The 24,536-nt window shown below is 31.2% G+C and carries 25 protein-coding genes; 8 read left to right on the forward strand and 17 right to left on the reverse strand.

The annotated features are described in order from the left end of the window. Positions 1–61: 61 nt before the first annotated feature. From FHK87_RS02115 to FHK87_RS02140, 6 genes are all read right to left on the reverse strand, one after another. Complete coding sequence (locus FHK87_RS02115) at positions 62–403, reverse strand: DUF2853 family protein (RefSeq protein ID WP_140589201.1); 342 nt, start codon at positions 401–403, stop codon at positions 62–64. Between the two features lie 109 nt (positions 404–512). After that, entirely contained in the window at positions 513–2,237 is a 1,725-nt protein-coding gene (menD, locus tag FHK87_RS02120) for a 2-succinyl-5-enolpyruvyl-6-hydroxy-3-cyclohexene-1-carboxylic-acid synthase (RefSeq protein ID WP_140589204.1), read from the reverse strand. A gap of 62 nt (positions 2,238–2,299) precedes the next feature. Next, positions 2,300–3,391: a chorismate-binding protein gene (locus FHK87_RS02125; protein ID WP_140589206.1), complete on the reverse strand. Its 1,092-nt coding sequence runs from the start codon at positions 3,389–3,391 to the stop codon at positions 2,300–2,302. Further along, a complete protein-coding gene (locus FHK87_RS02130; protein WP_140589209.1) occupies positions 3,388–3,819 on the reverse strand; it encodes a PaaI family thioesterase in 432 nt (143 codons plus the stop codon). Before FHK87_RS02130 ends, FHK87_RS02125 begins: the two co-directional genes overlap by 4 nt. A gap of 40 nt (positions 3,820–3,859) precedes the next feature. Next, positions 3,860–4,282 carry a VOC family protein gene (locus tag FHK87_RS02135; protein WP_140589212.1) on the reverse strand — a complete coding sequence of 141 codons (423 nt, stop codon included), beginning with the start codon at positions 4,280–4,282 and terminating at the stop codon, positions 3,860–3,862. A 31-nt stretch (positions 4,283–4,313) separates the two neighbouring features. After that, positions 4,314–4,889, reverse strand: coding sequence for a hypothetical protein (locus FHK87_RS02140; protein ID WP_140589214.1), 576 nt, complete (start codon positions 4,887–4,889; stop codon positions 4,314–4,316). A gap of 91 nt (positions 4,890–4,980) precedes the next feature. Here FHK87_RS02140 and FHK87_RS02145 point away from each other — a divergent pair, with 91 nt between their 5' ends. From FHK87_RS02145 to FHK87_RS02155, 3 genes are read left to right on the forward strand one after another with little or no spacing between them, the layout of a single operon-like run. Beyond that, on the forward strand, positions 4,981–5,541 hold the full coding sequence (locus FHK87_RS02145; RefSeq protein WP_226294004.1) for a TetR/AcrR family transcriptional regulator: 561 nt from the start codon (positions 4,981–4,983) through the stop codon (positions 5,539–5,541). Between the two features lie 10 nt (positions 5,542–5,551). Beyond that, positions 5,552–6,400, forward strand: a complete 849-nt coding sequence (locus tag FHK87_RS02150; protein WP_140589218.1) for an alpha/beta hydrolase family protein — start codon at positions 5,552–5,554, stop codon at positions 6,398–6,400. A gap of 34 nt (positions 6,401–6,434) precedes the next feature. Further along, positions 6,435–7,067 (forward strand): alpha/beta hydrolase, encoded by a 633-nt coding sequence (locus tag FHK87_RS02155; RefSeq protein ID WP_140589220.1) that lies wholly within the window; start codon positions 6,435–6,437, stop codon positions 7,065–7,067. 6 nt (positions 7,068–7,073) lie between these two features. Here the strand turns inward: FHK87_RS02155 and FHK87_RS02160 are convergent, their stop codons facing one another. The 6 genes from FHK87_RS02160 to FHK87_RS02185 all read right to left on the reverse strand — a co-directional run bounded on the left by FHK87_RS02160 (position 7,074) and on the right by FHK87_RS02185 (position 12,908). Continuing rightward, positions 7,074–7,463 (reverse strand): nuclear transport factor 2 family protein, encoded by a 390-nt coding sequence (locus FHK87_RS02160; protein ID WP_140589223.1) that lies wholly within the window; start codon positions 7,461–7,463, stop codon positions 7,074–7,076. Positions 7,464–7,469: 6 nt separating this feature from the next. Beyond that, a complete protein-coding gene (locus FHK87_RS02165) occupies positions 7,470–7,844 on the reverse strand; it encodes a hypothetical protein (RefSeq protein WP_140589225.1) in 375 nt (124 codons plus the stop codon). A 58-nt stretch (positions 7,845–7,902) separates the two neighbouring features. Next, the gene (locus FHK87_RS02170; protein ID WP_140589227.1) at positions 7,903–8,415 is read right to left on the reverse strand and encodes a DinB family protein; all 513 of its coding nucleotides are present in this window, start codon (positions 8,413–8,415) and stop codon (positions 7,903–7,905) included. Positions 8,416–8,508: 93 nt separating this feature from the next. Then, entirely contained in the window at positions 8,509–11,094 is a 2,586-nt protein-coding gene (locus FHK87_RS02175) for a phosphoenolpyruvate carboxylase (RefSeq protein WP_140589229.1), read from the reverse strand. 90 nt (positions 11,095–11,184) lie between these two features. Further along, a complete protein-coding gene (locus FHK87_RS02180) occupies positions 11,185–11,664 on the reverse strand; it encodes an Lrp/AsnC family transcriptional regulator (protein ID WP_140589231.1) in 480 nt (159 codons plus the stop codon). An 80-nt stretch (positions 11,665–11,744) separates the two neighbouring features. Then, the gene (locus FHK87_RS02185; RefSeq protein ID WP_140589233.1) at positions 11,745–12,908 is read right to left on the reverse strand and encodes a M14 family zinc carboxypeptidase; all 1,164 of its coding nucleotides are present in this window, start codon (positions 12,906–12,908) and stop codon (positions 11,745–11,747) included. Between the two features lie 365 nt (positions 12,909–13,273). Here FHK87_RS02185 and FHK87_RS02190 point away from each other — a divergent pair, with 365 nt between their 5' ends. The 4 genes from FHK87_RS02190 to FHK87_RS02205 all read left to right on the forward strand — a co-directional run bounded on the left by FHK87_RS02190 (position 13,274) and on the right by FHK87_RS02205 (position 15,632). Then, positions 13,274–13,747, forward strand: coding sequence for a helix-turn-helix domain-containing protein (locus FHK87_RS02190; RefSeq protein ID WP_140589235.1), 474 nt, complete (start codon positions 13,274–13,276; stop codon positions 13,745–13,747). Between the two features lie 76 nt (positions 13,748–13,823). Next, the gene (locus FHK87_RS02195) at positions 13,824–14,195 is read left to right on the forward strand and encodes a DNA topoisomerase IV (RefSeq protein ID WP_140589238.1); all 372 of its coding nucleotides are present in this window, start codon (positions 13,824–13,826) and stop codon (positions 14,193–14,195) included. Then, positions 14,195–14,998, forward strand: a complete 804-nt coding sequence (locus FHK87_RS02200) for a TerC family protein (RefSeq protein WP_140589240.1) — start codon at positions 14,195–14,197, stop codon at positions 14,996–14,998. The genes FHK87_RS02195 and FHK87_RS02200 overlap by 1 nt, the downstream gene beginning before the upstream one ends. 58 nt (positions 14,999–15,056) lie before the next feature. Continuing rightward, entirely contained in the window at positions 15,057–15,632 is a 576-nt protein-coding gene (locus FHK87_RS02205) for a PhnA domain-containing protein (RefSeq protein WP_140589243.1), read from the forward strand. Between the two features lie 26 nt (positions 15,633–15,658). Here FHK87_RS02205 and FHK87_RS02210 read toward each other — a convergent pair whose 3' ends face one another. The 4 genes from FHK87_RS02210 to FHK87_RS02225 form a co-directional block, all read right to left on the reverse strand. Continuing rightward, complete coding sequence (locus FHK87_RS02210; protein ID WP_140589245.1) at positions 15,659–16,009, reverse strand: hypothetical protein; 351 nt, start codon at positions 16,007–16,009, stop codon at positions 15,659–15,661. Positions 16,010–16,221: 212 nt separating this feature from the next. Then, positions 16,222–16,842, reverse strand: a complete 621-nt coding sequence (locus FHK87_RS02215; RefSeq protein WP_140589248.1) for a hypothetical protein — start codon at positions 16,840–16,842, stop codon at positions 16,222–16,224. 327 nt (positions 16,843–17,169) lie between these two features. Beyond that, a complete protein-coding gene (locus FHK87_RS02220; protein ID WP_140589250.1) occupies positions 17,170–19,851 on the reverse strand; it encodes a DNA gyrase/topoisomerase IV subunit A in 2,682 nt (893 codons plus the stop codon). Positions 19,852–19,949: 98 nt separating this feature from the next. Then, positions 19,950–21,806, reverse strand: a complete 1,857-nt coding sequence (locus FHK87_RS02225) for a DNA topoisomerase IV subunit B (protein WP_140589253.1) — start codon at positions 21,804–21,806, stop codon at positions 19,950–19,952. 249 nt (positions 21,807–22,055) lie between these two features. Between FHK87_RS02225 and FHK87_RS02230 the strand changes: the two genes are divergently transcribed. Then, the gene (locus FHK87_RS02230) at positions 22,056–22,454 is read left to right on the forward strand and encodes a Dabb family protein (RefSeq protein ID WP_140589255.1); all 399 of its coding nucleotides are present in this window, start codon (positions 22,056–22,058) and stop codon (positions 22,452–22,454) included. Positions 22,455–22,532: 78 nt separating this feature from the next. Here FHK87_RS02230 and FHK87_RS02235 read toward each other — a convergent pair whose 3' ends face one another. Further along, entirely contained in the window at positions 22,533–24,416 is a 1,884-nt protein-coding gene (locus tag FHK87_RS02235) for a M61 family metallopeptidase (protein WP_140589257.1), read from the reverse strand. Positions 24,417–24,536 lie beyond the last annotated feature (120 nt).

Below are 24,536 nucleotides of genomic sequence, written 5' to 3' on the forward strand. Positions count from 1 at the left end.
ATATCTCATCTAAATAAGATATTTGATCTCTTTAAAAGGTATTCTAAATATAAGTTCTATACTATTTGTATACAGATTCTTTTTTGAAGTGTTTTGCTAATAAATAATATACAACTGCTCTATATTTATTACGGTTTGATTTACCATACTGCTCTATTACAGAAGCAATTGCTTCATCTAATTCTGGTCCATCAGAAAGACCTAATTTCTTGATTAAAAAGTTTTTCTTTACAGTTTCAAGTTCGCTTTTATCGCTTCCTGATACTGTTGCAGCATCTGCATTGTAGATTGACGGTCCACAACCGATAGTTACTTTAGTCAAAAAATCCATATCCGGAGTTTGACCAATTTTGTCTTTAATATCTGCTGCGTACTTTGTAATTAATTCGTCTCTTTTGCTCATAAGATGTAAGTGTTTTTTACAGGTTTCTCTAGTTAATTCTTAAATATATTCAAATATAGATACTTTATTAATGAATTTTTAATATTAAAAGTATATAATTTGCCTTTTTTTAGACAAAGTATTTAAAATAATCGATTAAAGTACTATCATTTTTTCCTCTTGGTGTAAAAACTTCTAATATTTGTGGAGATTCATTGTTTTGATACATTTTTATAATTGCCTCCAAAAGCTGTTCTTTATTAGTTGCTTTTTGATATCCTAAACCATACATTTTAGATAAATGCAGAGCTGTAAGGTGATGTGTCGTCTCAAAATACGTTTCAAAATTTGTACTCTCTTCTTTACCTGGCAAGATTCTAAAAATTCCTCCTCCTTCATTATTAATTATAATAATTTTAAAATTAGAAGGGATATAACTATTCCAAAGTGCATTACTATCATAAAAGAAGCTCAAATCTCCTGTTATTAAAGTCGTAGGTATTTGTGAGGCTAATGCCGCACCTATAGCTGTAGATGTACTACCATCTATACCACTAGTACCTCTGTTACAGTATACTTTGAAGGATTTGTTTATAGAGAATAATTGTGCATACCTAACTGTAGAACTATTACTTAGTTGTATCATTTGATTATCCGGAATATGATTAAACATGATTTCGAATACTTTTAAATCTGTAAAAGCTACCCGCTGCAAATATTCAGTATGCCTTTCTCTCCTTTGGTCTCTAATTTGCAACCACTGCGACTTATAAGAGCTATTATTGTCTTTTACATGAGGCAGAAATTCTGAAAAAAAGAGATTCGGTTTTAGTTTTATATGTTCTGTTAGACAAAAATATGTGTCTAATGCTTTTTTTGCATCAATATGCCAGTGACAACGAGGTTGATGTGTCCTTAAAAAGGCTTTTATTCTTTTAGAAACTACCATTCCTCCAATAGTTAAGAGGATATCGGGTTGTAGCTCTTTAAACTCTTCTACCGTTAATGTTGATATGAGTTGATCTATACAGTTGATATGAGAAGCATGATGGATATTTGAGGTTGTCTCTGTTAAAACTAATACCGAAGGATCATCTGCAAAATGATCAATCCATTTTTGATCTACAACTTCGGGGGGATTTACCCCAATCAAAACCATTTTTCGTTTTGCAGTATTCCAATCTGATATCATCTTACCTTGCAAAATATTAGAAAATTGATATACAGGTGTTTCTAAAGGAACGTTAATAGGATCAACTGTTGTTTTTTCTATTTTATCATAAAGTGGTTCATAAAATGGAACATTGATGTGTACAGGCCCTTGTTTTTCTATTGCCTTATTAAGGGCAAGATTTACTTCTCTTTGGTTGTGTTTTTGTGCTTCGTGTTGTTTTTGTCTAACTTGCTGATCTTCTATTGTTTTTTCTGAAAAAATTTCTGAATATAAGTTAGCGGAATATAAAATATGGTTTTCAAATACGTTTTTTTGACGTATTGTTTGTCCGTCACCAATATCTATTCTTTCTATAGGTCTATCTGCACTTAATACTACTAATGGTACATCACTATAAAAGGCTTCGGAAATAGCGGGATAATAATTCAATAAAGCGCTACCAGAAGTACATACTAAAACGACAGGCTCATGAATTTGTTGGGCGATCCCTAAAGCAAAAAATGCTGCACATCTTTCATCAACAATACTATAACATTTCATTTCAGGGTTTTCACTAAACCCAATAGTTAATGGAGCATTACGAGATCCCGGAGAGATGACAATATGCTTTATCCCCTTTACTTCACATAAGGTTACAATAGATTGTGCTAAAGGAATTTTAGAAAATAAGCGTTTTTTCATTCGAATAGCTAAATTACAATATCGTATGTATTAACACCAAGCTTTTTTTGAATTTTAAACCCTTATTGAAATAAAACTTTCTTCATTGTAGCAGTCTTTTTAATTGTTTCTTGCCATTCTTTTTCAGGAATTGAATCTTTAGTAATCCCACCACCTACATAAATAATTGCTTTATCTTGTTTTAGTTGCATACATCTCAGGTTTACAAAGAGATCAGAATTTACCTGTTCTTTGTTATTTATGTTAAGCTCTCCTAAAAAGCCGGTATAATAACTACGATCATATCCCTCTTCTTTCAAAATAAAATCAAATGCTTTATCTCTCGGAAATCCACAGACGGCAGGCGTGGGATGTAAAGCAGAAATTATGGATTTTAAAACAGTAGATGTATCTTTTATAACACCTTTTATATCAGTACGTATATGCAATAAAGTAGCTGCTTGGTGTGTATACGCTTCAGAAGATTGAATATCATCTATTAATGGTGTTACTTTTTCTAAAATAAAATCTGTGACCAATTGTTGTTCTTCTAGCTCTTTACTCCCCCATTCTACTTTTTCTTTCCCATTTACATTTGGTTGTGTTCCTGCCAATGCCATTGTAGAAAACCGACGATCTTGTACCTGTAATAATGTTTCGGGAGTTGCTCCTAACCATGTTCCAATTTTAGGATGATACCACAAATACACGAAAGCATTTGAATAGGTATGTAAAAGTCTATCAAAAATTTGTAAACTACTCAAATGGTCAGCGATTTTTACTTCTTCTTTCCGAGAAACAACTATTTTTTTTATTCCTTTGGTTTTAATCGCGTCTATAGCTTTTTGAACTAAATCCTCATGATTTTTTTGAATTTCTTTATCACTTATAATATGCTCTAAAGGCGTTCTAACATTACTAGATTTTGCATTTTTTTCGACCGTTACAGAATGATGATCACTATATTGAACCGGAATAATAATTTGCTGTTGTAAGGCATCAAAAGGAGCAAATACAAAGCCTGCATCTGAATATCCTTTTTCAATAGTATACACAATATCAGACTCTTGAAAAAAAGCGTTCAATTGATCTGAATTAGCCTTTCTGTAGAGCACAAAAGGTAATTCTTGATCCAAATGTTTCTGAGCTCTTGTATAAACATTATCTATGCTCATACATTTTTATTTTTTGGAAGTGCAATTGTAGTTAACTTTACTATTGAGATTAACCGATCTTCTTCATCTCTGATTTTGATATCCCACAATTGAGTAGTTCTCCCCTTGTGTAAAATCTCTGCTTTTGCAAACACATACCCTTCGCTTACACTTTTGACATGATTAGCCGAAATCTCGATACCCCGGATATAAAATTCTTTGGCATCTAGAAACATATGAGAAGCAGCGCTACCAACACTTTCGGCAAGAGCTACCATTGCACCACCATGTAATACCCCATCTGGTTGGTGAACTCTTGGAGTTACCGGCATTTTGGCAACCAAATAATCTTTTCCAATTTCGCAGAACGAAATATCAAGAGTTTCCATCAAGGTATTCTTACAGATTTTATCTGATACTTCTTTTAATTCTTCTTTTGTCAAAGTCATCTTTTATGTTTTAAATTTTCAATTATCAAAATATAATTGTTTATGTTATTCTTTTTGCAATTGGATGCTCCTTATTCAATTCCAATAAATCCCATAGATTACCATATAAATCTTTAAAAACAGCTACCATTCCATAAGATGCTTTTTTCGGTGCTCTTACAAATTCAATACCGCTATCCTTCATATCATTGTAATCTCTCCAAAAGTTATCGGAATTTAAAAATAGAAAAACTCTACCACCTGTTTGGTTCCCTATAAAATTTGCTTGTTCAGGATTTGATGCTCTTGCTAGAAGAATTGTAGCACCTAAAGAATTTGGAGGAGCTATAACTACCCATCTTTTATCTTGTTCTGGTTGGTATGTATCTTCTATAAGTTCAAAATGTAGTTTTTGAGTATAAAACTCAATAGCTTCATCATACTCTTTCACTAACAAAGCGATATGAACAATAGATTGTTTCATTATAATTTAATATTCAGTAATCTATTCAAACCTAATTAAGTTTAATTCCTCTTTTTTGTCTTATGCTATAAACAATACCAGCGATCAAACCCAATAATCCACCCAAATAGCTAAAGTTGTGCATAGAACCTACCATTATAAAACTATCAATATCAATAAGATTTTTGGGTAGAAACCAGCTTGGTGGACTGTCGATTAAAAAAAACTTACCATATCCCAGACCAATCATCCCGGTTAATAAAGCAACCCCAATAGTTAATACAAATGCTTTGATGGTTGATACCAACATTTTCTTTCCGGTTTTGTGAATCAATCCTAAGAGCCCAAGAAGTACTCCGATGATCATACCCACCCACCAGGTTGCCATAACCCCTACTACCGATACTCCTAATCTAGGTTGTCGTAATTGGATTTCCGGGAGTTCTTCGGTTCCTATATTTCGACCCATTGCCCAGTAATCTTCACTCAATCCAAATTGTACAAACTTAAATTTTGTATAATATTCTTCAGAAATGGTATATGTAATTTGATCATGTAATATACCATAAATACCACCTAAAATTGGAGCGATAAGTAAGATTAATAATAAAGTAATAAATTTATGCATATTCAAATTTTAATGATACAAACAAAAATATGTAATGCATATTAAAAATTCTAACTATATTTAACTCTAATTTTAACGAATGTTCAATAAAATGCCTAAAATTAAAACATCAAAAGAAGAAGTATTACAAAGCGTTATTCCTATTTTACGATCAAGAGGTATACAAAACAGCAGTATGAGCGAGCTCGCCAAAGCATGTGGCATACAAAAATCTCATTTTTATTATTATTTCAATAACAAAGAAGCATTAATCCATGAAGTGATTCATACCGTATACAACTACTTTAATTATAATTTCTTTAGAATCATAAAAAACGATACGCTTACTCTAGATGAAAAACTAGCACGTATCAAAAAACTATTTGATACTGTATTTACCTCTACAGAAGGAGGATGTATTATGGCAAAAACAGCTTTAGAAACAATACATTTAAATCCGACATACAAAGAAGAAATACAATTATTTTTTCAAGACTTTATTTTTGGCATACAACAATTATTAGAACCTGCTCATTCTGATGATCCCCTGTCTCTTGCAGAACAAATCGTTCAGGATATTGAAGGTGGAATTCTTTTAATGCAGATCTATGATGATCGAAAATATCTTGATAATGCTATTATCAGAATGGAAAAAATCATACTAAACTCTTAAACAAAAGCATATGCAATCTTATTCCATCCCTTCTTTTGATGATTACCCAATTGCTGTAAATGAATTTATTCCGGAAAACCCTAAAAGAATAACAATTGTATTTGCACCAGCTATTGCTATTCCTCAGAAATTTTATTTTAATATGGCTACTCATTATGCTACCAAAGGGTGCCATGTATTTACTTTTGATTTTCGTGGTATTGGAGATTCTAATTCAAAAAACATTACCTCTCTAAAAAAACATGGTTTTTTCTCCTGGGCAAGAGATTTCAAAACGGTTTCAGCGTATTGTAATTCAAAATACCATGATCATGAACAATATATGATCGGACATAGTTTTGGCGGAAATAGTGTTGGATTTAGTGATGCTCATCAGTATTATGACAAATACCTTACAATTGGATCTCAGTTTGGGTTTTATAAATATTTTGCATTGAAAATGAAATGGCTTATTTATCTCAACTTCAAGTTTTTTATTCCTATTACTACATCAATACTAGGCTATTATCCTTCTGGTTGGTTCGGGCTTGGGCATCCTCTTCCTGCTAAAGCTGCCAGAGACTGGTCTATATATCTTTTACATCCTGATTCTATGCTACATTTTACAAAGGGAAAAGAAGAAACATATTATAATGAAATTGAATCGTCGATGCTACTTGTTAGTATAGATGATGATCTTTTTGCTCCAAAAATATGTGTTGATATTCTAGGAGATCGAGTATACAAAAACGCCAAAGTAACTAGAAAACATCTTTTACCCTCAGAATATAGTTTAAAAAATATTGGACATTTTGATTTTTTTAGGAAGAAAAATCAGGATATCTTGTGGCCAATAATTGATGAATGGTTTAATTTATAATTAACACGATCACTATTTTTAGAATAATTTAGATATGCAAGAAAAAGAGATTTCTTATCAGACAACAAACACCTACTCTACTCTAAATACATTGACTTCAAAAACAAAAAATGTCTGGTTAGTTTTTCATGGTATTGGTTATTTAAGCAGGTATTTTATACGATTATTTGAAGGGTTTGATAAAGATGAGAACTATTTCATAGCGCCTCAAGCTCCTTCTAAATATTATAAAGGAGACGATTACAGAAGGGTTGGTTCGAGCTGGTTAACCAAAGAAAATACAAAAACAGACACGGGTAATGTTCTGAATTATATTGATGCTATTGTTGCTACTGAACATATCCCTAATCATGTACGGTTTATTATTTTGGGGTATTCGCAAGGGGTTAGCATTGCCAGTCGTTGGATTGCTCGCAATCAAGTGCCTTGTACTTCATTAGTACTTGTTTCAGGAGGGTTTCCCAAAGAATTGACCAAAAATGACTTTACTTTTTTACATTCAGATACAAAAATTACGCATATTTTGGGCGAGAAAGATCCTTATTTTGAGAAAGCAAAAGTTGATGCTGAAAAAATAAGAGTAAAAGAAATACTGCCTCAGATAGAATTCAGATTACATCCTGGAGGTCATGAGCTAGATCCAAATACTTTGACAGTGTTGTATTAGAATAGATCATATTTTGGTATTGTTTTTAAGCTCGTTTAAAACAGCTCTGCTATGCACAGTATCATAAATGATAGTTAGTTTTTCTATTTTATTTTCAATGTTAAATTCAATAAGATCAACAACTTTGAATTGTACTGTTTTATGATTTTTTAAAATCCATGTGTAATTAAAAAGCAATGTGATTCGAGAAGTATTTTCTTCTTGAAAAATACCGTCAAATTCTAATATAGATTCACTCGTGTCTGAAGCTAAAGCAGTATAAAAATCTGTAGCAGGCATTGTACCGTACAACGGCGATATAACCGTACCTGTTTCTGAAAACAAATCTACAATCTTACTGATTTGTCCTTTTTCTAAATAAGTAAGATAATTATGTGCTATCTCTTTACTATTCATATCGTTTTAATCATCTAATCTTTTTTCATGTCCATTAGGGCATATTCCTCTTGTCTCATCATAAAAACCATCTTCGTAGACAACCTGACGTGTCCAATGCTCTGTACAATAGCATTTTTTACATTCTTTACAATAAAAAGATGCATATTCCTGATCTATATCCTGTATTTTCTCGAATGCTTCTTTTTCAAAATACTGTAATAGGGTATTAAAATTGCTTTTTTTTATTGCATACTTAGTATCACCAATAAAACCTTTTATTAGAAGAGAACAAACAGTGCCTCTTAGTAATGAAAACTCTTTTAACAATACAATTTTAGCACAATTATTACCACATACATCACAAGGAATATTTTTTGATTTTTTATGTAGAACTATCATACTTCAAAAATAAAGAACCTCGGAGCATTTAAATCTCGATTATCGAGTAAAATTTATTTTACAGATACTTTTCTGCAATCACTTCAAAATGATGGTTTTGATGCCCTTGCAAAATATATCCTACAGCTCTTGTACTCATAGGACTCCCACTAGCCTCACCTACTCGAATAAGCATCTCGGTTGTAAAATTTTTAAATAATGAAATTGTACATGTCCTTACAGCTTCAAAATCATCTATAATTTCTTGGACCGTGTATTGATTTGCATTAGAATATGGCACATAATCATCTTGCTCAAAACCTATAATAGGTGTTTTGTCATTTCTTGCAAATCGTAATGCTCTGTAAGCAAATATGCGTTCTGCATCAATAAGATGTAGTAATACCTCTGCTATTGTCCATTTACCTTCTTGATATGCGTAATTCATCTTTTCTTGTGAAATTGCCGCAACAAATTCCTTGAATTGAACTTTACCATTCTCTAAACCCAATATAATGTCTTCATGCATAGCTTTTTTGATATAAGCAGCATAGTATGGATGGTATTCTATCTCTGTCAATTGTGTGATCATGTAATTATATAATTTTTGATGATATAAAAATCCAAAAACAAAAGCAGAAACCAAAAGGTTTCTGCTTTATTATTTATAAAATGAAAAATCAAACTAAGCAGAGTTACGACTCGCATTTATGTTGCCAAAAAGAGAACGTGTTACTAGTTTTTCATACACTTCTAATTCTTGAGCACTTAAATTTCCTGTTTTGTTATGTTCCTGAATTTTTCTTAATGCATATTGCTGAATCGTCAATAACGGTAAAACAATATTTTCTCGTGCATTAACAGAGGCTTTTCCTGCTAATTCATTTTGCATTAGTTCTGAATACCCTGTTAACTTTAATAATAATGTTTTTGTCAGTTCATATTCGTCATGAATCATATTCCAAAACTCACTATACTCGGGATCTTCACTCATATATGCTGTCAACTGAAAAAATGATTTGGTTAAACTCATCATACTATTACCAACGAGCGCTCTAAAAAATGCCGAATTTTTATATAGTTGGGTTACTTTATCGAATTCATTACGATCTTCAAAAGCTTTTAAAGCTGTTCCAACTCCATAAAATCCAGGTACATTTTGTTTAAGTTGGCTCCAACTCCCTACAAAAGGTATGGCTCGCAATGCTCTAAAATCAAGAGTGTCGCTCTGGTTTCTTTTAGAAGGCCTACTACCGATATTAGCTTTTCCATAATATTTTAAAGTACTCATATGTTCTAAATATGGAAGAAACTTTGGATGCGCTTTAAAATCTGAATAAGTAGCATAGCTTATATCTGCTAGCTCTTGCATTGTAGATTCATCGTCTTCAGAGAATACTTTATTAGTATTGTATTCTAACTCATTTTCTACTCCTGCTCCTAATAACTGTTCAAGATTATATTGGCAGGAATCCAACATTCCAAAATTAGAACTGATGGTTTGTCCTTGTATTGTTAATTGTATTTCTTCATTCTCTATTTTTGGTCCTAAAGAAGCATAAAATTGGTGTGTATTTCCTCCTCCTCTTGCTGGAGGTCCTCCTCTACCATCAAAAAAGACTACATCAATATCATATTTACGAGATATTTCTGTCAAAGCTTCTTTTGCTTTAAAAATCCCCCAATTCGCCATTAGATATCCTCCATCTTTTGTACCATCAGAGAAGCCTAACATGATAGTTTGTTTTCTTTTTCTACGTTCTAGATGTTGCATATAGACAGGGTTCTTATACAGTGTTTCCATTACTTGATCTGCAACCTGAAGATCAGAAACCGTTTCAAACAAAGGAATAACATCAACTGTAGGATGTTGCCAATCACAAAGTCTAATCATTGCAAAAGTCTCCATGACATTTAATACGCTACCATTATTGCTAATTATATATCGATGCGCTCCTCTTTCTCCATTTTTTTGTTGTATCGTTTTAATCGCATAAATAGATTCTATGGTTGATCGCGAAATATCATCTTCAAAAACTGTTGGGTCTAATGTTCCTTTTACATTTGATAAAACCGCTATTTGTTCACTTTCAGAAAGAGTATTATAATCTTTAGGAAATATATCCAGACCTAATTTGTAAGATGTATTTACAATATTCGTAAGTACTTTGTGGTGTACTCTAGAATCTTGACGGATATCTAGTGTTGCAAAATGAAAACCAAAAATCTTTATTCTATCGATTAAGTCTTGAAGGTCTGTTAAAAATAAAGATTGGTGATGTTCTATCAACTCTTCTTTTATTTCTAACAATCCATTAATCAAAGTTTCTTGAGACAAGGGTATTGCTGTTTTAGCGTAATAGAAATTATCATATAGAGCATTTTCTAAGACCGTAATTTTTTCTGGAAGGCTTCCAAATGTAAGTCGTCTTTTTAATGCTCTTATATCTCTGTAATAATTTAATAAAATAGATTTCCTAAGTTTTTTAGCAACTTTAAGAGTAGTTTCGGTTGTTACAAATGGGTTTCCATCTCTATCGCCTCCCGGCCAAAAACCAAGATTGATCAAGTCGTTACCCAAATCTTCTCCAGGAAATATATTCTGTTGTATATAATTATAGATGGTTCCTACAGAATTGTAAAAGACATTTTCCAGATACCATATTAAACTTACAGCCTCATCATAAGGGGTTGGTTTTTGTTTTTTAAAGAAAGATGTTTTACCCAACTGAGTCAGTAACTTTTTGATCATAATCAAATTTTCATCTCGAATTGCCTGATCCAGATCATGTATAATCCCTAATACAGTTCCCGGGTAAAATTGGGTAGGATGTGCTGTTAACGTTATTCTAATCTTGAAACGCCTTAAATATTCTTTAAGTTTTTCAGACTGTCCTTTGGCTTGTGCTTCTTCTTTAATACTCCTTAAAGTTCCTCTACCATCCATATTATGAACAATATGAAAAGCAGAATCCTCTATGGCATCAAACAAAACAACTTGTCTTTCTATTAGTTGTATAAACTGAAAAAGTAAATCGCGTTGTTCTTTTTCATTTCTTTGATCCCCATATCGATCAAAAAACTCTTTAATTATCTCTGTTGGGTTTTTCTTTTCTTCATACCCTTTTTCGCAAACTTCTGTAAAAAGGGGTAATAATGTACCTGTTCTTGTAAGTGTATTAAACGGTAAGGTAATAAATATACTATTGTATATTTGATACTTTGACAGAACGTTTTCATTGAAACGTTCAATTTTTGGTTTTCTTGGCATGACAGTGTGGTTAAAATTTGGTCAATAAACATAAAAAAGCCCTTTAAGATTTTGTCTTAAAGGGTTTGTAAATTTTAATTAAAAAACCCTTTACAACTCTTGAAAAATTGAGTGCATTAAGCGTTTTTTATCATTGATACTTTCTTCTAAAGAAATCATAGTTTCAGTACGATAAACTCCATCAATATCATCTAATTGAAAAATAATCTCCTTTGCATGGTTAGTGTCTTTGGCTCTTACTTTACAAAAAATATTAAATTTACCCGTAGTGATGTGTGCTACGGTTACATATGGAATTTCATTAATTCTTTCTAAAACAAATTTGGTTTGAGATGTATTTTGAAGGTAGATCCCTACATACGCAATAAACGAATACCCTAATTTTTTATAATCCAATGTTAAAGAAGAACCTTCTATAATGCCGGCTTCTTCCATTTTTTTAACACGTACATGAACAGTACCGGCAGAAATCAATAATTTCTTTGCGATATCCGTAAAAGGTGTACGAGTATTTTCAATCAACATGTCTAAAATCTGGTGGTCAACTTCGTCTAATTTAAATTTTGCCATAATTTCGTGTTCTTAAATATTTTTCCCGATTATTTACATTGCAAATTTAGCAGAAAAATACAGTATTCACACCTTTTATTTTAACTTTTTATTGATTCTATTAAGAATAATTCAGAATCAAGGTGAAATTTTAACAGCTTTACGCTTGGAACTATCTCTACTGTAACGTTTTCGTTCTGTATTACCCTTTTTTGACCCAAAATTTCTTTATGACCAATATAATTTTGAAGAGCGCCAATTTTTGCAACTTTCGGCAAGAAATTAATATGATTATCGATCAATTTTTCTTCGTATTGAATAGCAATATCTACATTTTTACCATCTAGAATTACATTTCTAATGATAATATCATAGAATAATTTTTCGTTTTCTGGGATCAAAAAATAATCTTTGTAATGTTGCCCGGTAATTACATTTGTAGCTATAAAATGTGAAGAAACAAGCAGTGCATAAAAAATAAATGACCTAGTCTTATCACGATCCCAATCATCAGGATAATGCCCAGCTTCAAAAAGAATGGTAGGAATACCTCTATTAGCTAATGTATCGCCCACACAATTAATATTAAAACTATCATCATATCGCCCTACCTGATTTGGGATAAATTGCTGGACAGTATCATTCATTTTAGAAATAATCTCCATGGCAATCTTACGATCGGCTGTAATAGTACGTTCGTGATCTCCTGCCGGTGATAAAAATGATACAGTAGCCGGATATTTGGTCGCACCTACAGCAAAAATAGTTCGTTGACCATGAAGATTAAAAGCGACATCTGGTTGTATATCTTTGATTAGCTTATCTAATACGTTACTTTCTTTCTGTGTTCTATCCTGGGCATCTCTATTAAGGTCCACTTTATTATGATTAAGCCTTGTATACGTTTTTGCACCATCTGGACTTAATATAGGTATAATGTAAAGTGTACAGTTTTCTAAAATAGTATTTGCAATGTCATTAGAAGGATCTATAAGCAAATGCAAAAAGTCTACTACTGCTTTTGTAGTTGTGCTTTCATTACCATGCATTTGTGACCAAAACAATAATTTTTTGGTTCCTTTTCCTAATTTTAAAAGATATATAGGCAGTTTATCTTCAGAAAAACCAATTTCACTGACTTCAACTCTTGAAGATTGAGATAATTCATTTAAAATAGGTGATATATGGTCCAAGTGTATATATCGACCTGATAAAGACGAATTACTATACTTATGAAACCAATCTTGTAAATTTTGAATGTTCATTTTTTGTCTAATAAGTTGTAAAAATACTATTGTTTATGAAGGATTCAAATCAAATAAATATAAGTTACAAACGTAAACATTTATATAATTTACTTCTGTAAACAAGACTTATTTACATTTGTAAACACAACTAATATCAAGTTTTCATCATTAAGTAATCTCTAAAGATTTATTTATTCTACAAGTGTAAACAGTATTTAACAAATTATTTATGTTTATAGTTAATAAACTAATTATAAGTAAATTAAATAATCTTACTTAAAGTTTAAAATCATACTTTATTTCATGCATTCACATTTGTAAACTCATTATTTACCATTAATTGTTTACATTTGTATTGACTAATCAAACACCTATTGTTTACAATGCTGAACACTTCCCATTTTGGTGAAAGAATCCAAAAACTAATGAATTATTACAATGTATCTGCATCTTCATTTGCAGATTATATGGGTGTAGGACGATCTTCTATTTCTCATATTTTGAGTGGAAGAAATAAACCTAGTCTTGATTTTGTAATGAAAGTTGTCGAAGCATATACCGATGTAGATTTATTATGGCTACTCTATGGCGAAGGATCGTTTCCTAAATCTCAAAAGATAGAGACTATAGAAAAACAAATTCCTATAGAAACTCCTCCTCCTTTACTTGAAGAAGAAAAAAAAATCGAACATGATTTATTTTCTCAAAATACCTCTGATAAAGAAGATGAAAATATAAGATCTGAAATATCTAACAATATTCCTGCATTAAACATAAATGAAGAACAAAAAATTGAAAAAATTATTATTTTATATTCAGATGGTACTTTTGATTCCTACAAAATGAAAAAAAAGTAAAAAGATTTTTATCTTCTACTCTTTATTTTTAAGAAATAGATTTATTTTCGTCATCTATTTTAAGGGGTGGTATGCTATGAAAAAAATATTCTTGCTTTTTTCTTGTTCTTTATTACTAAGTTGCTACAATCAGGAACGAAATTGTGAAAATTTTCGAACAGGGACCTTTGAGTTTGAGACATTTTTGAATGGAGAGCTTGTTAAGACGACTTTTATTCGAAATGATACTATTGAAATTGATTACTTTAAAGGAAAAAGTGATACGGCAAGTATAAGATGGATAAATGATTGCGAATATATCTTGCAAAAATTACACCCAAAAAGTATGTCTGAGGAAAAGGCAATACATATGAAGATATTAAGTACAGACTACGATACTTACACTTTTGAATATGGTCTTGTAGACAATGCTAATAAACAACGTGGAACCGCTAAAAAAATTAAATAATGTTTGAAATATTTGCTTCTGCAGATGCATGGGTTGCTTTATTAACCCTTACTTTTTTAGAAATAGTTCTTGGTATAGATAATATTATTTTTATCTCCTTGGCCTCTAGTAAATTACCAGATAATCAACAAAAAAAAGCTACAAATATAGGGTTGATATTAGCTATGGTTATGCGGATACTTTTATTATTTGGTATCTCTCTATTAGTTGCTATGGAAGCTCCCTTTTGGCATATCAACTTACCATGGATCGAAGCAGGAATTAGCGGACAATCATTAATTCTCTTTGGAGGAGGTATATTTCTACTTTACAAAAGTGTTCACGAAATTCATGATAAGGTTGAAGAAAAAGGTGAAGAAGAAAAAGAAATAAAAGCCAAAAGCTCTTCTTCTCTATCCAATGCTATAATGCAGATTACATTAATCAATATTGTATTTTCGTTTGACTCTATACTTACTGCTGTGGGAATGACAAATGGGTTAAGCGATGATCCAAATGATGCATTAATCATTATGATTGTTGCTGTTGTTATATCAGTTTTAATCATGATGCTTTTTGCAACTCCTGTTGGACGATTTGTTAATAAGCATCCTTCTGTACAAATTCTTGGATTATCATTCCTTATTTTGATCGGTTTTATGCTTATTGCTGAAGCTGCACATCTTGCTCATCTTGAAATTTTTGAAACAGAAGTAGGAACAATCCCCAAAGGATATTTATATTTTACTATAGCTTTCTCTTTATTCATAGAATTCTTGAACTTCAAACTTAGAAAAAAGAATAAGCGTAGTCGTAGTGCATAGTCCTTTGAATTATAATTTCTCATTTCATCAATGAAATTTAAAATCAGTTTTTTGATATATGAATCTTGAAAAAGAATTGCATAAGCGTAGTGAATCTACTTGTGAACTATCTGGTAACAAAGAAGATTTAATAGTTTACGAAGTACCTCAATCTCCTGGTAGTGGATTAGATTCTCATATTTTGATTTCTAAGGTTTGTTTTGAGCAAATTGAGAATAATAAAGAAATCGATCCTAATTTTTGGCGTTGTTTAAATGATAGCATGTGGAGTGAAATACCTGCTGTACAAGTAGTGGCGTACAGAATGTTATATCGTTTAAGAAATGAAGGCTGGCCTCAAGATCTTATTGATATGTTGTATCTAGATGATGAAACATTAGCATGGGCAAAAGCTACAATTGAAGATGATACAGAAGATAATATCAAACACCTTGATTCAAACGGAGTAACCCTTCAAAAAGGAGATAATGTAGTGTTGATTAAAGATCTGGACGTAAAAGGTGCTAATTTTACTGCAAAACGAGGAACAGCTGTTAGAAATATTTCGTTAGTACACGATAATCCAGAACATATAGAAGGACGTGTAAATGGGCAACATATTGTGATTCTTACAAAATATGTCAAAAAATCTTAAGAAATATAAAAGTCGATCTTTTATACCTAAAATTTATGGGTAAATTGTAAGCCTCCGTAATAAAAAAGTTGTAGCCAATAAAAAAGTTGAAAAGGCAAAGAAATAAAAAATTGCTTCCATAATATTTCTTGCTTAGACATTAATAAAATACCTCCTGTAAGAGCTAATAGTTGAAGTACACAAAATATTACGAATAATTCTGTTTCAAATTTTTGTGAAGTGAATGGAGAACAAATTGTTGCAATCACAAAAAGGATCAACATAATTGCAGAAGGCAATAATATATTGATATTCAATTTAAAAATAAATTTCATAACTAGAACTGCTGTAACTAGTGGTAAGACAAAATATAAAATATTAAAAAAAGTTGTATTCATCTTAACTGCATTTAGGTTTTTTAAATGTAATTATTGGATATATCTCAGACATAATTTCCCCTTGTTTATTAAATGCCTCAATATTCACTTTTTTATAATTTTAATCTTGATGATCTCACCAGTATAAAGCTTAGTTTATTAAAAGACGCTCTCTTTTGGATTAACACAAACCTTCCATTTTTGCATTGATTCGCTGTAGTTTTATATACTAACTAGCAAATGTTACACGAGCAATTAGTTAAATTATTTCCACAGAGCCATTTACTTTCAATCCATCCAATAGCACCATTACATTCAACTTTTACCCATTCACCACAAAGATCTTTTAACCTAAGCCCTATTTCTTCTTCTTTAATAACTTTAATAACTTTTTTACCTTTTGGCTTATCTAAGAGATTTAGGTGTTGACCCTCATAATTCCTAGTATCAACAGAGATCACTGAGCCATGAATCCACCCTTCTCCATTTGGTATTTTAATATCACCCTTTGCACTCTGTATAGGGCTTTCAATCTTGAACCAGCCATTTTTTGCTTCTGTTAGTATTATAAAATAAAAGTAATTTGCATCGTCTAAAATCAATTTTGTGACAATATCTCCCTTAGGAGTTTTACGAATATTAGTACCAGATTTATTAGAGTTATTTAAGTATACACGTAACTTACTCGGGGAACATTCTTTAGTTTGATTTTTTTCAGATGAACTCTTATTTATGAATTTTATATCTGTATTTGATGCTATTAGCTTTGATTCACCTCCGCTAATTGCTCTCAAATTTTGCCCATGAGAGCTAAAAAATAATATAAGAATACTATAAACAATTAAATTTTTCATCGTTTCTTTTTAAATATTACCCATATAAATATGTATAGCCTTTTATTGTGTAAAATTAAATTTCTATTCTTGTAAAATAATCACTGTTTTCAGTGAGATTATATTTTTAATTCTACAATATTTAAACCACGATTCTTTAAAATGAAGTTACTAGCTTTATTAAGACAAATAATAAAACCATTATGTCTAAACTATGAGTTTTGGATATGTGCTATTGAAGATAACAGCTCTTATAAAAACAAAAATCTTTTAAAATCAAAACACAATATTTATTTAAATAAAAACTTTATATAATTTTATTTAAGTATTTATAAATCAAAAAATTAATTAAAATAAACTTGCTTGCTCTCCGTCGCCAGTATTTGTGTCTTCGTCAAACGAATTTGTCTCACCTGGCTTAGATTCACTTTGAGATACATTACCATTTTGAGGAGAAATATTTTCTTCTTCCACTACTTCAATTTCTTCTACAGGCAATGGTTCAGGTTCTTCGTAAGGTAGAGGTTCTAATAAATTTACTTGTTTTACTTTGTGAGTTGTTAATTGATTGCCTTGCGCTTTGATTCCTTTTATTGCAATAAATTCCTCAATATTTATTTCTTCATTAGGTCTTTGATCCTTACCTCTTAGTTTATTAAAAACAATTTCTATCAAAGGTTTAAAATCTGTAGAAACTACTTCTAAAAAGGATTTTGGATGTTCTGAAATAAAATTTTCTTCACGATCAGGGTTTTCAATCAAAAATCGTTTTACATAATATTTTTCTCTCTCACCATCCCAGTATATTGCAGAAATCGGTTTTTTGGGTTTCCATTTTTCTAACACTATCATATCTGAACTAAAATGAAGTGTCATCTCAGGAATAATAGTTTTTACAATTCCTTTTTGATCTATGACTAATAAACGATCTTCTCCTCTAAATTCTCCTAGAATTTCTCCTCGACCATCAACATTAAGTCGTTGCACTGTATCATCAAACCAGATTTTTCTAGGTTTTAATGTAGAAACTCCTTGTTCTTTTAATTCGATTCGTTTGATATTATATTTCGTAACAATATTTCCTTTTACCCCTCTTCCCTTAATCAATAAATCTGCAAAATCAAGATCAAATTTTAGCTTTTTAATACTTCCAGCTTGGCGCAAAAATATAGTAACAACTTCTGCTTCACCATTTGGGTTAGCAGAAAAATATGTGATTTTTGAACTTTTTTTTCCTTGTGTAAGATCATATTCTTTGTCTCTTGTTACACTTGTAACGGCAAATCGCTTAACGTATGACGCGCCTCCTCTGCCATCTTGATAAATCATATTATATATCGTACGTTTATCTTTTTTCTTAAAAATGGCAATATGAATGATATTTTTACCAATAAACGTTTTACTACCAACTTTGGTAATCATCATTTTACCATCTCCGGTAAAACAAATTACATCATCAATATCAGAACAATCTGTTACATATTCATCTCTACGTAGTGATGTCCCTACAAATCCTTCTTCTCGATTGACATATAATTTTGTATTTCGAATCACTACTTTGGTAGCTTCAATATCATCAAAAATCTTAATTTCTGTTTTACGCTCTTTATCTTTGCCGTAAGTAGTTTTAAGTCTTTTAAAATAATCAATTGCAAACTCAATAAGGTGATCTAAATTATGTTTTACTTGAGCAATTTCTTCTTCTAGCGCTTCAATTTTTTGTTGTGCCTTATCAATATCAAATTTTGATATGCGTTTTATTCTGATTTCTGTAAGACGAACGATATCATCTTCTGTGACTTCTCTTTTTAAATGTTTGACATGTGGTTTTAATCCTTGGTCGATGGCTTCTATAACACCTTCCCAAGTCTCTACTTCTTCGATATCGCGATAAATTCTATTTTCGATAAAAATTCTTTCTAGAGAAGCAAAATGCCATTGTTCTTGTAGTTCTCCAAGTTGAATTTCAAGTTCTTTCTTAAGAAGATCAACGGTATTATCTGTAGACCGTCTTAAAATTTCTGAAACTCCTATAAAATTAGGCTTGTTGTCTTCTATCACACATCCTAATGGAGAGATTGAAACTTCACAATTTGTAAAGGCATACAGTGCATCTATAGTTTTATCAGGCGAAATACCTGATGGTAAATGAATAAGAATTTCTACTTCTGCAGCAGTATTATCTTCAATTTTTTTGATTTTTATTTTTCCCTTATCATTCGCTTTTAATATCGAGTCTATTAAAGAAGTGGTTGTTGTCGAAAAAGGGATTTCACTTATTTTTAGTGTATTTTTATCTAATTGAGAGATTTTTGCTCTTACTCTTGCTTTTCCTCCTCTATTTCCATCATTATAATTGGTAAAGTCCGCAATTCCTGCTGTTGGAAAATCAGGAAGAAGTGTGAATTTTTTACCTTGTAGATGTTTGATAGAAGCATTAATAAGCTCTATAAAATTGTGTGGTAAGACTTTTGTGCTCAACCCTACTGCGATTCCTTCTGCTCCTTGCACTAATAACAAAGGAAATTTTACAGGCAAATTGATGGGTTCTTTTTTTCTCCCATCATACGATAATTGCCATTCTGTTACCTTTGGATTATATACAACATCTAATGCAAATTTTGACAATCGTGCTTCTATATATCGGGATGCTGCTGCTCTATCTCCTGTAAGGATATTTCCCCAGTTCCCTTGCATATCGATCAATAAGTCTTTTTGACCTATTTGCACCATAGCATCAGAAATACTTGCATCACCATGAGGGTGATATTGCATCGTATGCCCAACAATATTAGCCACCTTATTATACCTACCATCGTCTAAATCTTTCATCGAGTGAAGTATTCGACGTTGTACCGGTTTTAATCCATCTTCTATTGCAGGAACGGCACGTTCTAGGATTACATAAGATGCATAATCCAAAAACCAATCTTTATACATTCCTGTTACCTTGGTAATCACTTCTTGTGGTTGGTGATCTTCTGGCATTGAGTCGCTATGTAATTCTTCGTTTTCGTTTTCCAAATCCATATATAATACTGGGGCGTACTTTTAAAATTGTAGTTTATACTTTGAGTAATTAAAATCTATATATCAAAAAAGGTTTTGATTACTCACGAAATTATTTTTTATGCTTCTTCTACTGTATCCAATTCAACTTTGAGATTATCTATAATAAATTCTTGTCGTTGAGGCGTGTTTTTTCCCATGTAGAACGATAACAACTCTTCAATAGATTTATCTTTATCCAACATTACCGGATCCAAACGAATATCATCTCCTATAAAATGAACAAACTCATTTGGTGAAATTTCTCCTAATCCTTTAAATCGAGTAATTTCAGGTTTACCAGACAGTTTTTGTATTGCATTTTGTTTTTCTTGTTCAGAATAGCAGTAAATGGTTTCTTTTTTATTTCTTACTCTAAACAATGGTGTTTGCAAAATATACAAATGCCCTTCTTTTATTACTTCGGGAAAAAACTGTAAAAAGAATGTTATTAATAATAATCGTATATGCATCCCATCTACATCGGCATCGGTAGCAATTACAATATTATTATATCTTAAATCTTCTAATGATTCTTCTATATTGAGTGCCGCCTGTAAAAGATTGAATTCTTCATTTTCATATACAATCTTTTTGGTCATATTATAACTGTTCAGCGGTTTTCCTCTTAAACTAAAAACAGCTTGTGTATTAACATCTCTGGATTTGGTAATCGATCCACTTGCAGAATCTCCCTCTGTAATAAATAATGTGCTTTCCAGGTTTCGTTCATTTTTACTGTCTGTAAGATGAACACGGCAGTCTCTTAGTTTTTTATTGTGTAAACTTGCTTTTTTTGCTCGTTCTTTTGCAAGTTTACGTATTCCTGACAAGTCTTTTCGTTCTCGCTCAGCTTGTAGAATTTTACGTTGTAAACTCTCTGCAATATCAGCATTCTTGTGTAAGAAATTATCGAGTTTTGTCTTGATAAAATCATTTATATACGTTCTTACCGTTGGCAAATCTCCTCCCATTTCTGTAGAACCTAGTTTAGTCTTGGTTTGACTTTCAAAAACAGGTTCCATTACTTTTATACTTATAGCAGAGACTATAGATTTACGAATATCGCTAGCTTCATAATTTTTACCATAAAATTCTCTTACCGTTTTTACAACAGACTCTCTAAAGGCTGCTTGATGGGTTCCTCCTTGTGTAGTATGCTGTCCATTTACAAAAGAATGGTATTCTTCGCTATACTGAGTTTTACTATGCGTCAACGCTATCTCTATATCATCTCCTTTGAGGTGAATAATATTATATAAGCGATCTTCTTCTTTAATATTGTCTGATAATAAATCTTTTAACCCGTTTTCTGAAACATATTTTTCTCCATTGAAGATAATAGTAAGTCCGGGATTGAGATAGACATAGTTTTTAAGCATCTTGATTACATACTCTGTACGGTATTTAAAATGCTTAAATATGGTATTATCAGGGATAAAAGAAACTTTCGTACCTCTTCTTCGTGAGGTTTCTTCTAGTTTTTCTTCGTTGACTAAATTTCCTTTTTCAAATTCTGCTGAAGCCGATTTTCCATCTCTTGATGATTCTACTCTAAAATAAGTTGATAACGCATTTACAGCTTTGGTACCTACACCATTAAGACCAACAGACTTTTTGAATGCTCTCGAATCGTATTTTCCACCTGTATTCATTTTGGAAACAACATCAACAACTTTTCCCAGAGGAATTCCACGACCATAATCTCTTACGATAACTTTATCTCCTTGTATAGAAATTTCTATTGTTTTACCCACGCCCATCACAAACTCATCAATAGAGTTATCCATTACTTCTTTGAGCAAAATATAAATTCCATCATCTGCAGAAGAACCATCTCCTAACTTTCCGATATACATTCCTGGTCGCATACGTATATGCTCTTTCCAATCGAGGGATCGTATATTATCTTCGGTATATTTAGTCTCTTTACTCATAAATTTAGGGTAGAATGCTTGCTAATATAATATTTCACTCACAAAATTAAAATAACCCAAAGACAAAGTAATTAACAAATATGCTATCAATTTTGTTGATTAATTGATATACAAGGATTTAAAAAACACTTTAATAAGTAGGTAACGGTTTTTATCAATATCCCAAAAGTTATATTATTCAAGAATCTAAAAAATATTTTTAAACAGTTTTATTATATTTAGAATCAAAAAACCTAACAAAACTCATTTATGAAATATTCTGTATTTATTATTGCTTGTCTCATCAGTATATCATCTTTTGCTCAAGCTATCGAAGATACTAAAGAAATTAAGGGAAATCTTGTACACAATGTATTTTTCTGGCTTAAAAATCCTGATAATCAAACAGAAAGAAAAGCTTTTGAAAAAGGCGTAAAAGACTTACTAAGTCAGTGTAAGTTTATTACATCGAGTCATATAGGATCTACTGCTAATACTGCTAAAAGAGACGTGGTTGATGCTTCTTTTACATATTGTGTGGTGATCACTTTTGATTCTAAAGAAGCTCATGATAATTATCAAGTTGATCCTTTACACAAAAAATTTATAAAAGAAAATGAAATGCTCTGGAGTAAAGTACTTGTGTATGATTCGCAAAAATTAAAATAACCTTTTAAATACTAAAAGGCTGAATAGAGATATTCTATCCAGCCTTTTTATTTTTTAATCAATTATATCGTAATACACCTACCCTTTTAACCAGGCATTTCTAAGACTTACTTGTTCTTTTGAAGCATTTTGATTTTCAACAATCTTTTTTCCTTTGGTATACGACTTTTTTACCTTGGTTTTAATCATAATATCCTCTCCTGCTCTACTTAGTTTTACTTCTACATCATCTCCTTCTTGCCATTGAAATGTAGCTGCCAGAACGCTATTTGCGTTTTGTAATGTTAGTTGAGTTCCGTTGATCTCTATAATATCATCATTAGGTTTAACACCATTTTCTGCCCAAAAACTATTTTCTAAAACCAAATCTGTAAAAAACAAGGTTCCTTTTTCTTGATTTCCTGCAACTATCAACGCTCCAGAATTCTGAATATAATTAGTCTCAACTTTATCTGATTTTATTGTCAATCCAACTTTTGTAAAGAAGTCTTCGTAATTGATAGGTGTATTCCCTTCAACATGAGTTTTTAGAAATTCACCAATAGATGGATATGTCATTTCTGTAATTTCTTGTATGATTTTATCATCTTCAAAAGGTTTGTCTTTACCATATTTTGCAGATAATTCTTTCATTAAAGATAAGATCCCTCTTTCTCCATTACTTTCTTCTCTCATCAAAATATCAATACACATTCCTATTAAAGCTCCTTTTTCGTATACGTTTACATAATTAGAAGCATATGGTTGGTCTAGTATATTTTCACTCATTTTGGTAAAACTCATCGCGTCATCAAAACCACTTGCGCTTTGTATCTTACCCATTACTTTTTTATAAAACTCCTCTTCCTGTACCAATCCTTGATCTACTTGAAAAAGTGTGGCAAAATATTCTGTAACTCCTTCATACATCCATAAATGTTTAGAGAATGTAGGATTGTTATAATCAAAATAATGTACATCTTCAGAATGTATACTCAAAGGTGTCACAATATGAAAGAACTCGTGTGATACAACATCTATCATAGCTTCAGCTAAAGCTTCATCAGGCATTTGCTCTGGTAAAACCACTACTGTAGATGTATGATGTTCTAATGCACCAAAACCAGTAGGAGCGTTTTCGTCACCAGTAGCCAGATATAAATAAATGTCATATCGTGGCGTACTATTAATATCTCCCAAATATGCTTTTTGTGCTTTCATCATTTTGAATACTGTTTCTTTTATCTTAGAAGCAGTATGTACTTGGTTTGGTGAATATACACTTAAAACAATTTTGATATCTCCAACCATAAATTCTTCAACATCAAGATTACCATACATCATAGGGTTATCTGTTATATCAAAATATCTGGAAGCAAAATATCGATCTATAGTAATAGAGCCATCATCACTAGCTTCAGAATCGATCTTCTGTAATGCAGAAGTTCTTTTCATAGATGTTGGAGCTTTTACTTCTAAAGCATATTGATTATTCTTCAATATGTCAAAATACCCAATAAAACCGTGTAAGTTCAATACAAAATTTTCTGGTTCTATATTAGTTCCTGAAGGTGAAAATGGAGTTTCTGTAGTACCTGCATTTTCAATATCATAAGTATCATTAACTTGATATGTTATTTTATCTAATTGCTTTGCATTGTAAATGATCCAGGAATTTGTATCCTTTTTTTCAATTTTAAGCTGATTCCCTTCATAATCTAATGCTGTAAAGTCATCAACAAATTTACCAAAATCACTTACAGAATATGTTCCTTGCACCACTTTGGGCAAAAAATAAGTAATTGTATCTTGAACAAACCTTCCAGGATTTATAACCACAGGTACTTTATCATCTTTTGTGTCTGTCAAATCTATAGATGTTTGTATAGGTGTGCTGGTTGCAATATCATTTCCCGTATTCTTTGTTCCGCACCCAACCAATAATAAAGCAATAAAAAATTTTGCTATTATGAATTTTCTCATATTTAATATACTATTTATATAATGCTAACTGAAAAAAAAGTATGTTGTTTCAATTTTAGTGGCGCAAAATATACAATTGTAATGACTTTAGCTTATTTTTAGCATTTTTTATATAAAAAC

Source organism: Aquimarina algicola (genome assembly GCF_006443095.1).
Classification (GTDB): domain Bacteria; phylum Bacteroidota; class Bacteroidia; order Flavobacteriales; family Flavobacteriaceae; genus Aquimarina; species Aquimarina algicola.

Bases quoted from the DNA above. Each gene is read 5' to 3' on its own strand.
- FHK87_RS02210 (WP_140589245.1), bottom strand. From the start codon at position 16,009: ATGAATACAACTTTTTTTAATATTTTATATTTTGTCTTACCACTAGTT.
- FHK87_RS02170 (WP_140589227.1), bottom strand. From the start codon at position 8,415: ATGATCACACAATTGACAGAGATAGAATACCATCCATACTATGCTGCT.
- FHK87_RS02130 (WP_140589209.1), bottom strand. From the start codon at position 3,819: ATGACTTTGACAAAAGAAGAATTAAAAGAAGTATCAGATAAAATCTGT.
- FHK87_RS02195 (WP_140589238.1), top strand. From the start codon at position 13,824: ATGAAAAAAATATTCTTGCTTTTTTCTTGTTCTTTATTACTAAGTTGC.
- FHK87_RS02140 (WP_140589214.1), bottom strand. From the start codon at position 4,889: ATGCATAAATTTATTACTTTATTATTAATCTTACTTATCGCTCCAATT.
- FHK87_RS02220 (WP_140589250.1), bottom strand. From the start codon at position 19,851: ATGGATTTGGAAAACGAAAACGAAGAATTACATAGCGACTCAATGCCA.
- FHK87_RS02190 (WP_140589235.1), top strand. From the start codon at position 13,274: ATGCTGAACACTTCCCATTTTGGTGAAAGAATCCAAAAACTAATGAAT.
- FHK87_RS02115 (WP_140589201.1), bottom strand. From the start codon at position 403: ATGAGCAAAAGAGACGAATTAATTACAAAGTACGCAGCAGATATTAAA.
- menD (WP_140589204.1), bottom strand. From the start codon at position 2,237: ATGAAAAAACGCTTATTTTCTAAAATTCCTTTAGCACAATCTATTGTA.
- FHK87_RS02135 (WP_140589212.1), bottom strand. From the start codon at position 4,282: ATGAAACAATCTATTGTTCATATCGCTTTGTTAGTGAAAGAGTATGAT.
- FHK87_RS02125 (WP_140589206.1), bottom strand. From the start codon at position 3,391: ATGAGCATAGATAATGTTTATACAAGAGCTCAGAAACATTTGGATCAA.
- FHK87_RS02205 (WP_140589243.1), top strand. From the start codon at position 15,057: ATGAATCTTGAAAAAGAATTGCATAAGCGTAGTGAATCTACTTGTGAA.
- FHK87_RS02175 (WP_140589229.1), bottom strand. From the start codon at position 11,094: ATGCCAAGAAAACCAAAAATTGAACGTTTCAATGAAAACGTTCTGTCA.
- FHK87_RS02230 (WP_140589255.1), top strand. From the start codon at position 22,056: ATGAAATATTCTGTATTTATTATTGCTTGTCTCATCAGTATATCATCT.
- FHK87_RS02200 (WP_140589240.1), top strand. From the start codon at position 14,195: ATGTTTGAAATATTTGCTTCTGCAGATGCATGGGTTGCTTTATTAACC.
- FHK87_RS02155 (WP_140589220.1), top strand. From the start codon at position 6,435: ATGCAAGAAAAAGAGATTTCTTATCAGACAACAAACACCTACTCTACT.
- FHK87_RS02165 (WP_140589225.1), bottom strand. From the start codon at position 7,844: ATGATAGTTCTACATAAAAAATCAAAAAATATTCCTTGTGATGTATGT.
- FHK87_RS02160 (WP_140589223.1), bottom strand. From the start codon at position 7,463: ATGAATAGTAAAGAGATAGCACATAATTATCTTACTTATTTAGAAAAA.
- FHK87_RS02150 (WP_140589218.1), top strand. From the start codon at position 5,552: ATGCAATCTTATTCCATCCCTTCTTTTGATGATTACCCAATTGCTGTA.
- FHK87_RS02215 (WP_140589248.1), bottom strand. From the start codon at position 16,842: ATGAAAAATTTAATTGTTTATAGTATTCTTATATTATTTTTTAGCTCT.
- FHK87_RS02145 (WP_226294004.1), top strand. From the start codon at position 4,981: ATGCCTAAAATTAAAACATCAAAAGAAGAAGTATTACAAAGCGTTATT.
- FHK87_RS02180 (WP_140589231.1), bottom strand. From the start codon at position 11,664: ATGGCAAAATTTAAATTAGACGAAGTTGACCACCAGATTTTAGACATG.
- FHK87_RS02225 (WP_140589253.1), bottom strand. From the start codon at position 21,806: ATGAGTAAAGAGACTAAATATACCGAAGATAATATACGATCCCTCGAT.
- FHK87_RS02185 (WP_140589233.1), bottom strand. From the start codon at position 12,908: ATGAACATTCAAAATTTACAAGATTGGTTTCATAAGTATAGTAATTCG.
- FHK87_RS02235 (WP_140589257.1), bottom strand. From the start codon at position 24,416: ATGAGAAAATTCATAATAGCAAAATTTTTTATTGCTTTATTATTGGTT.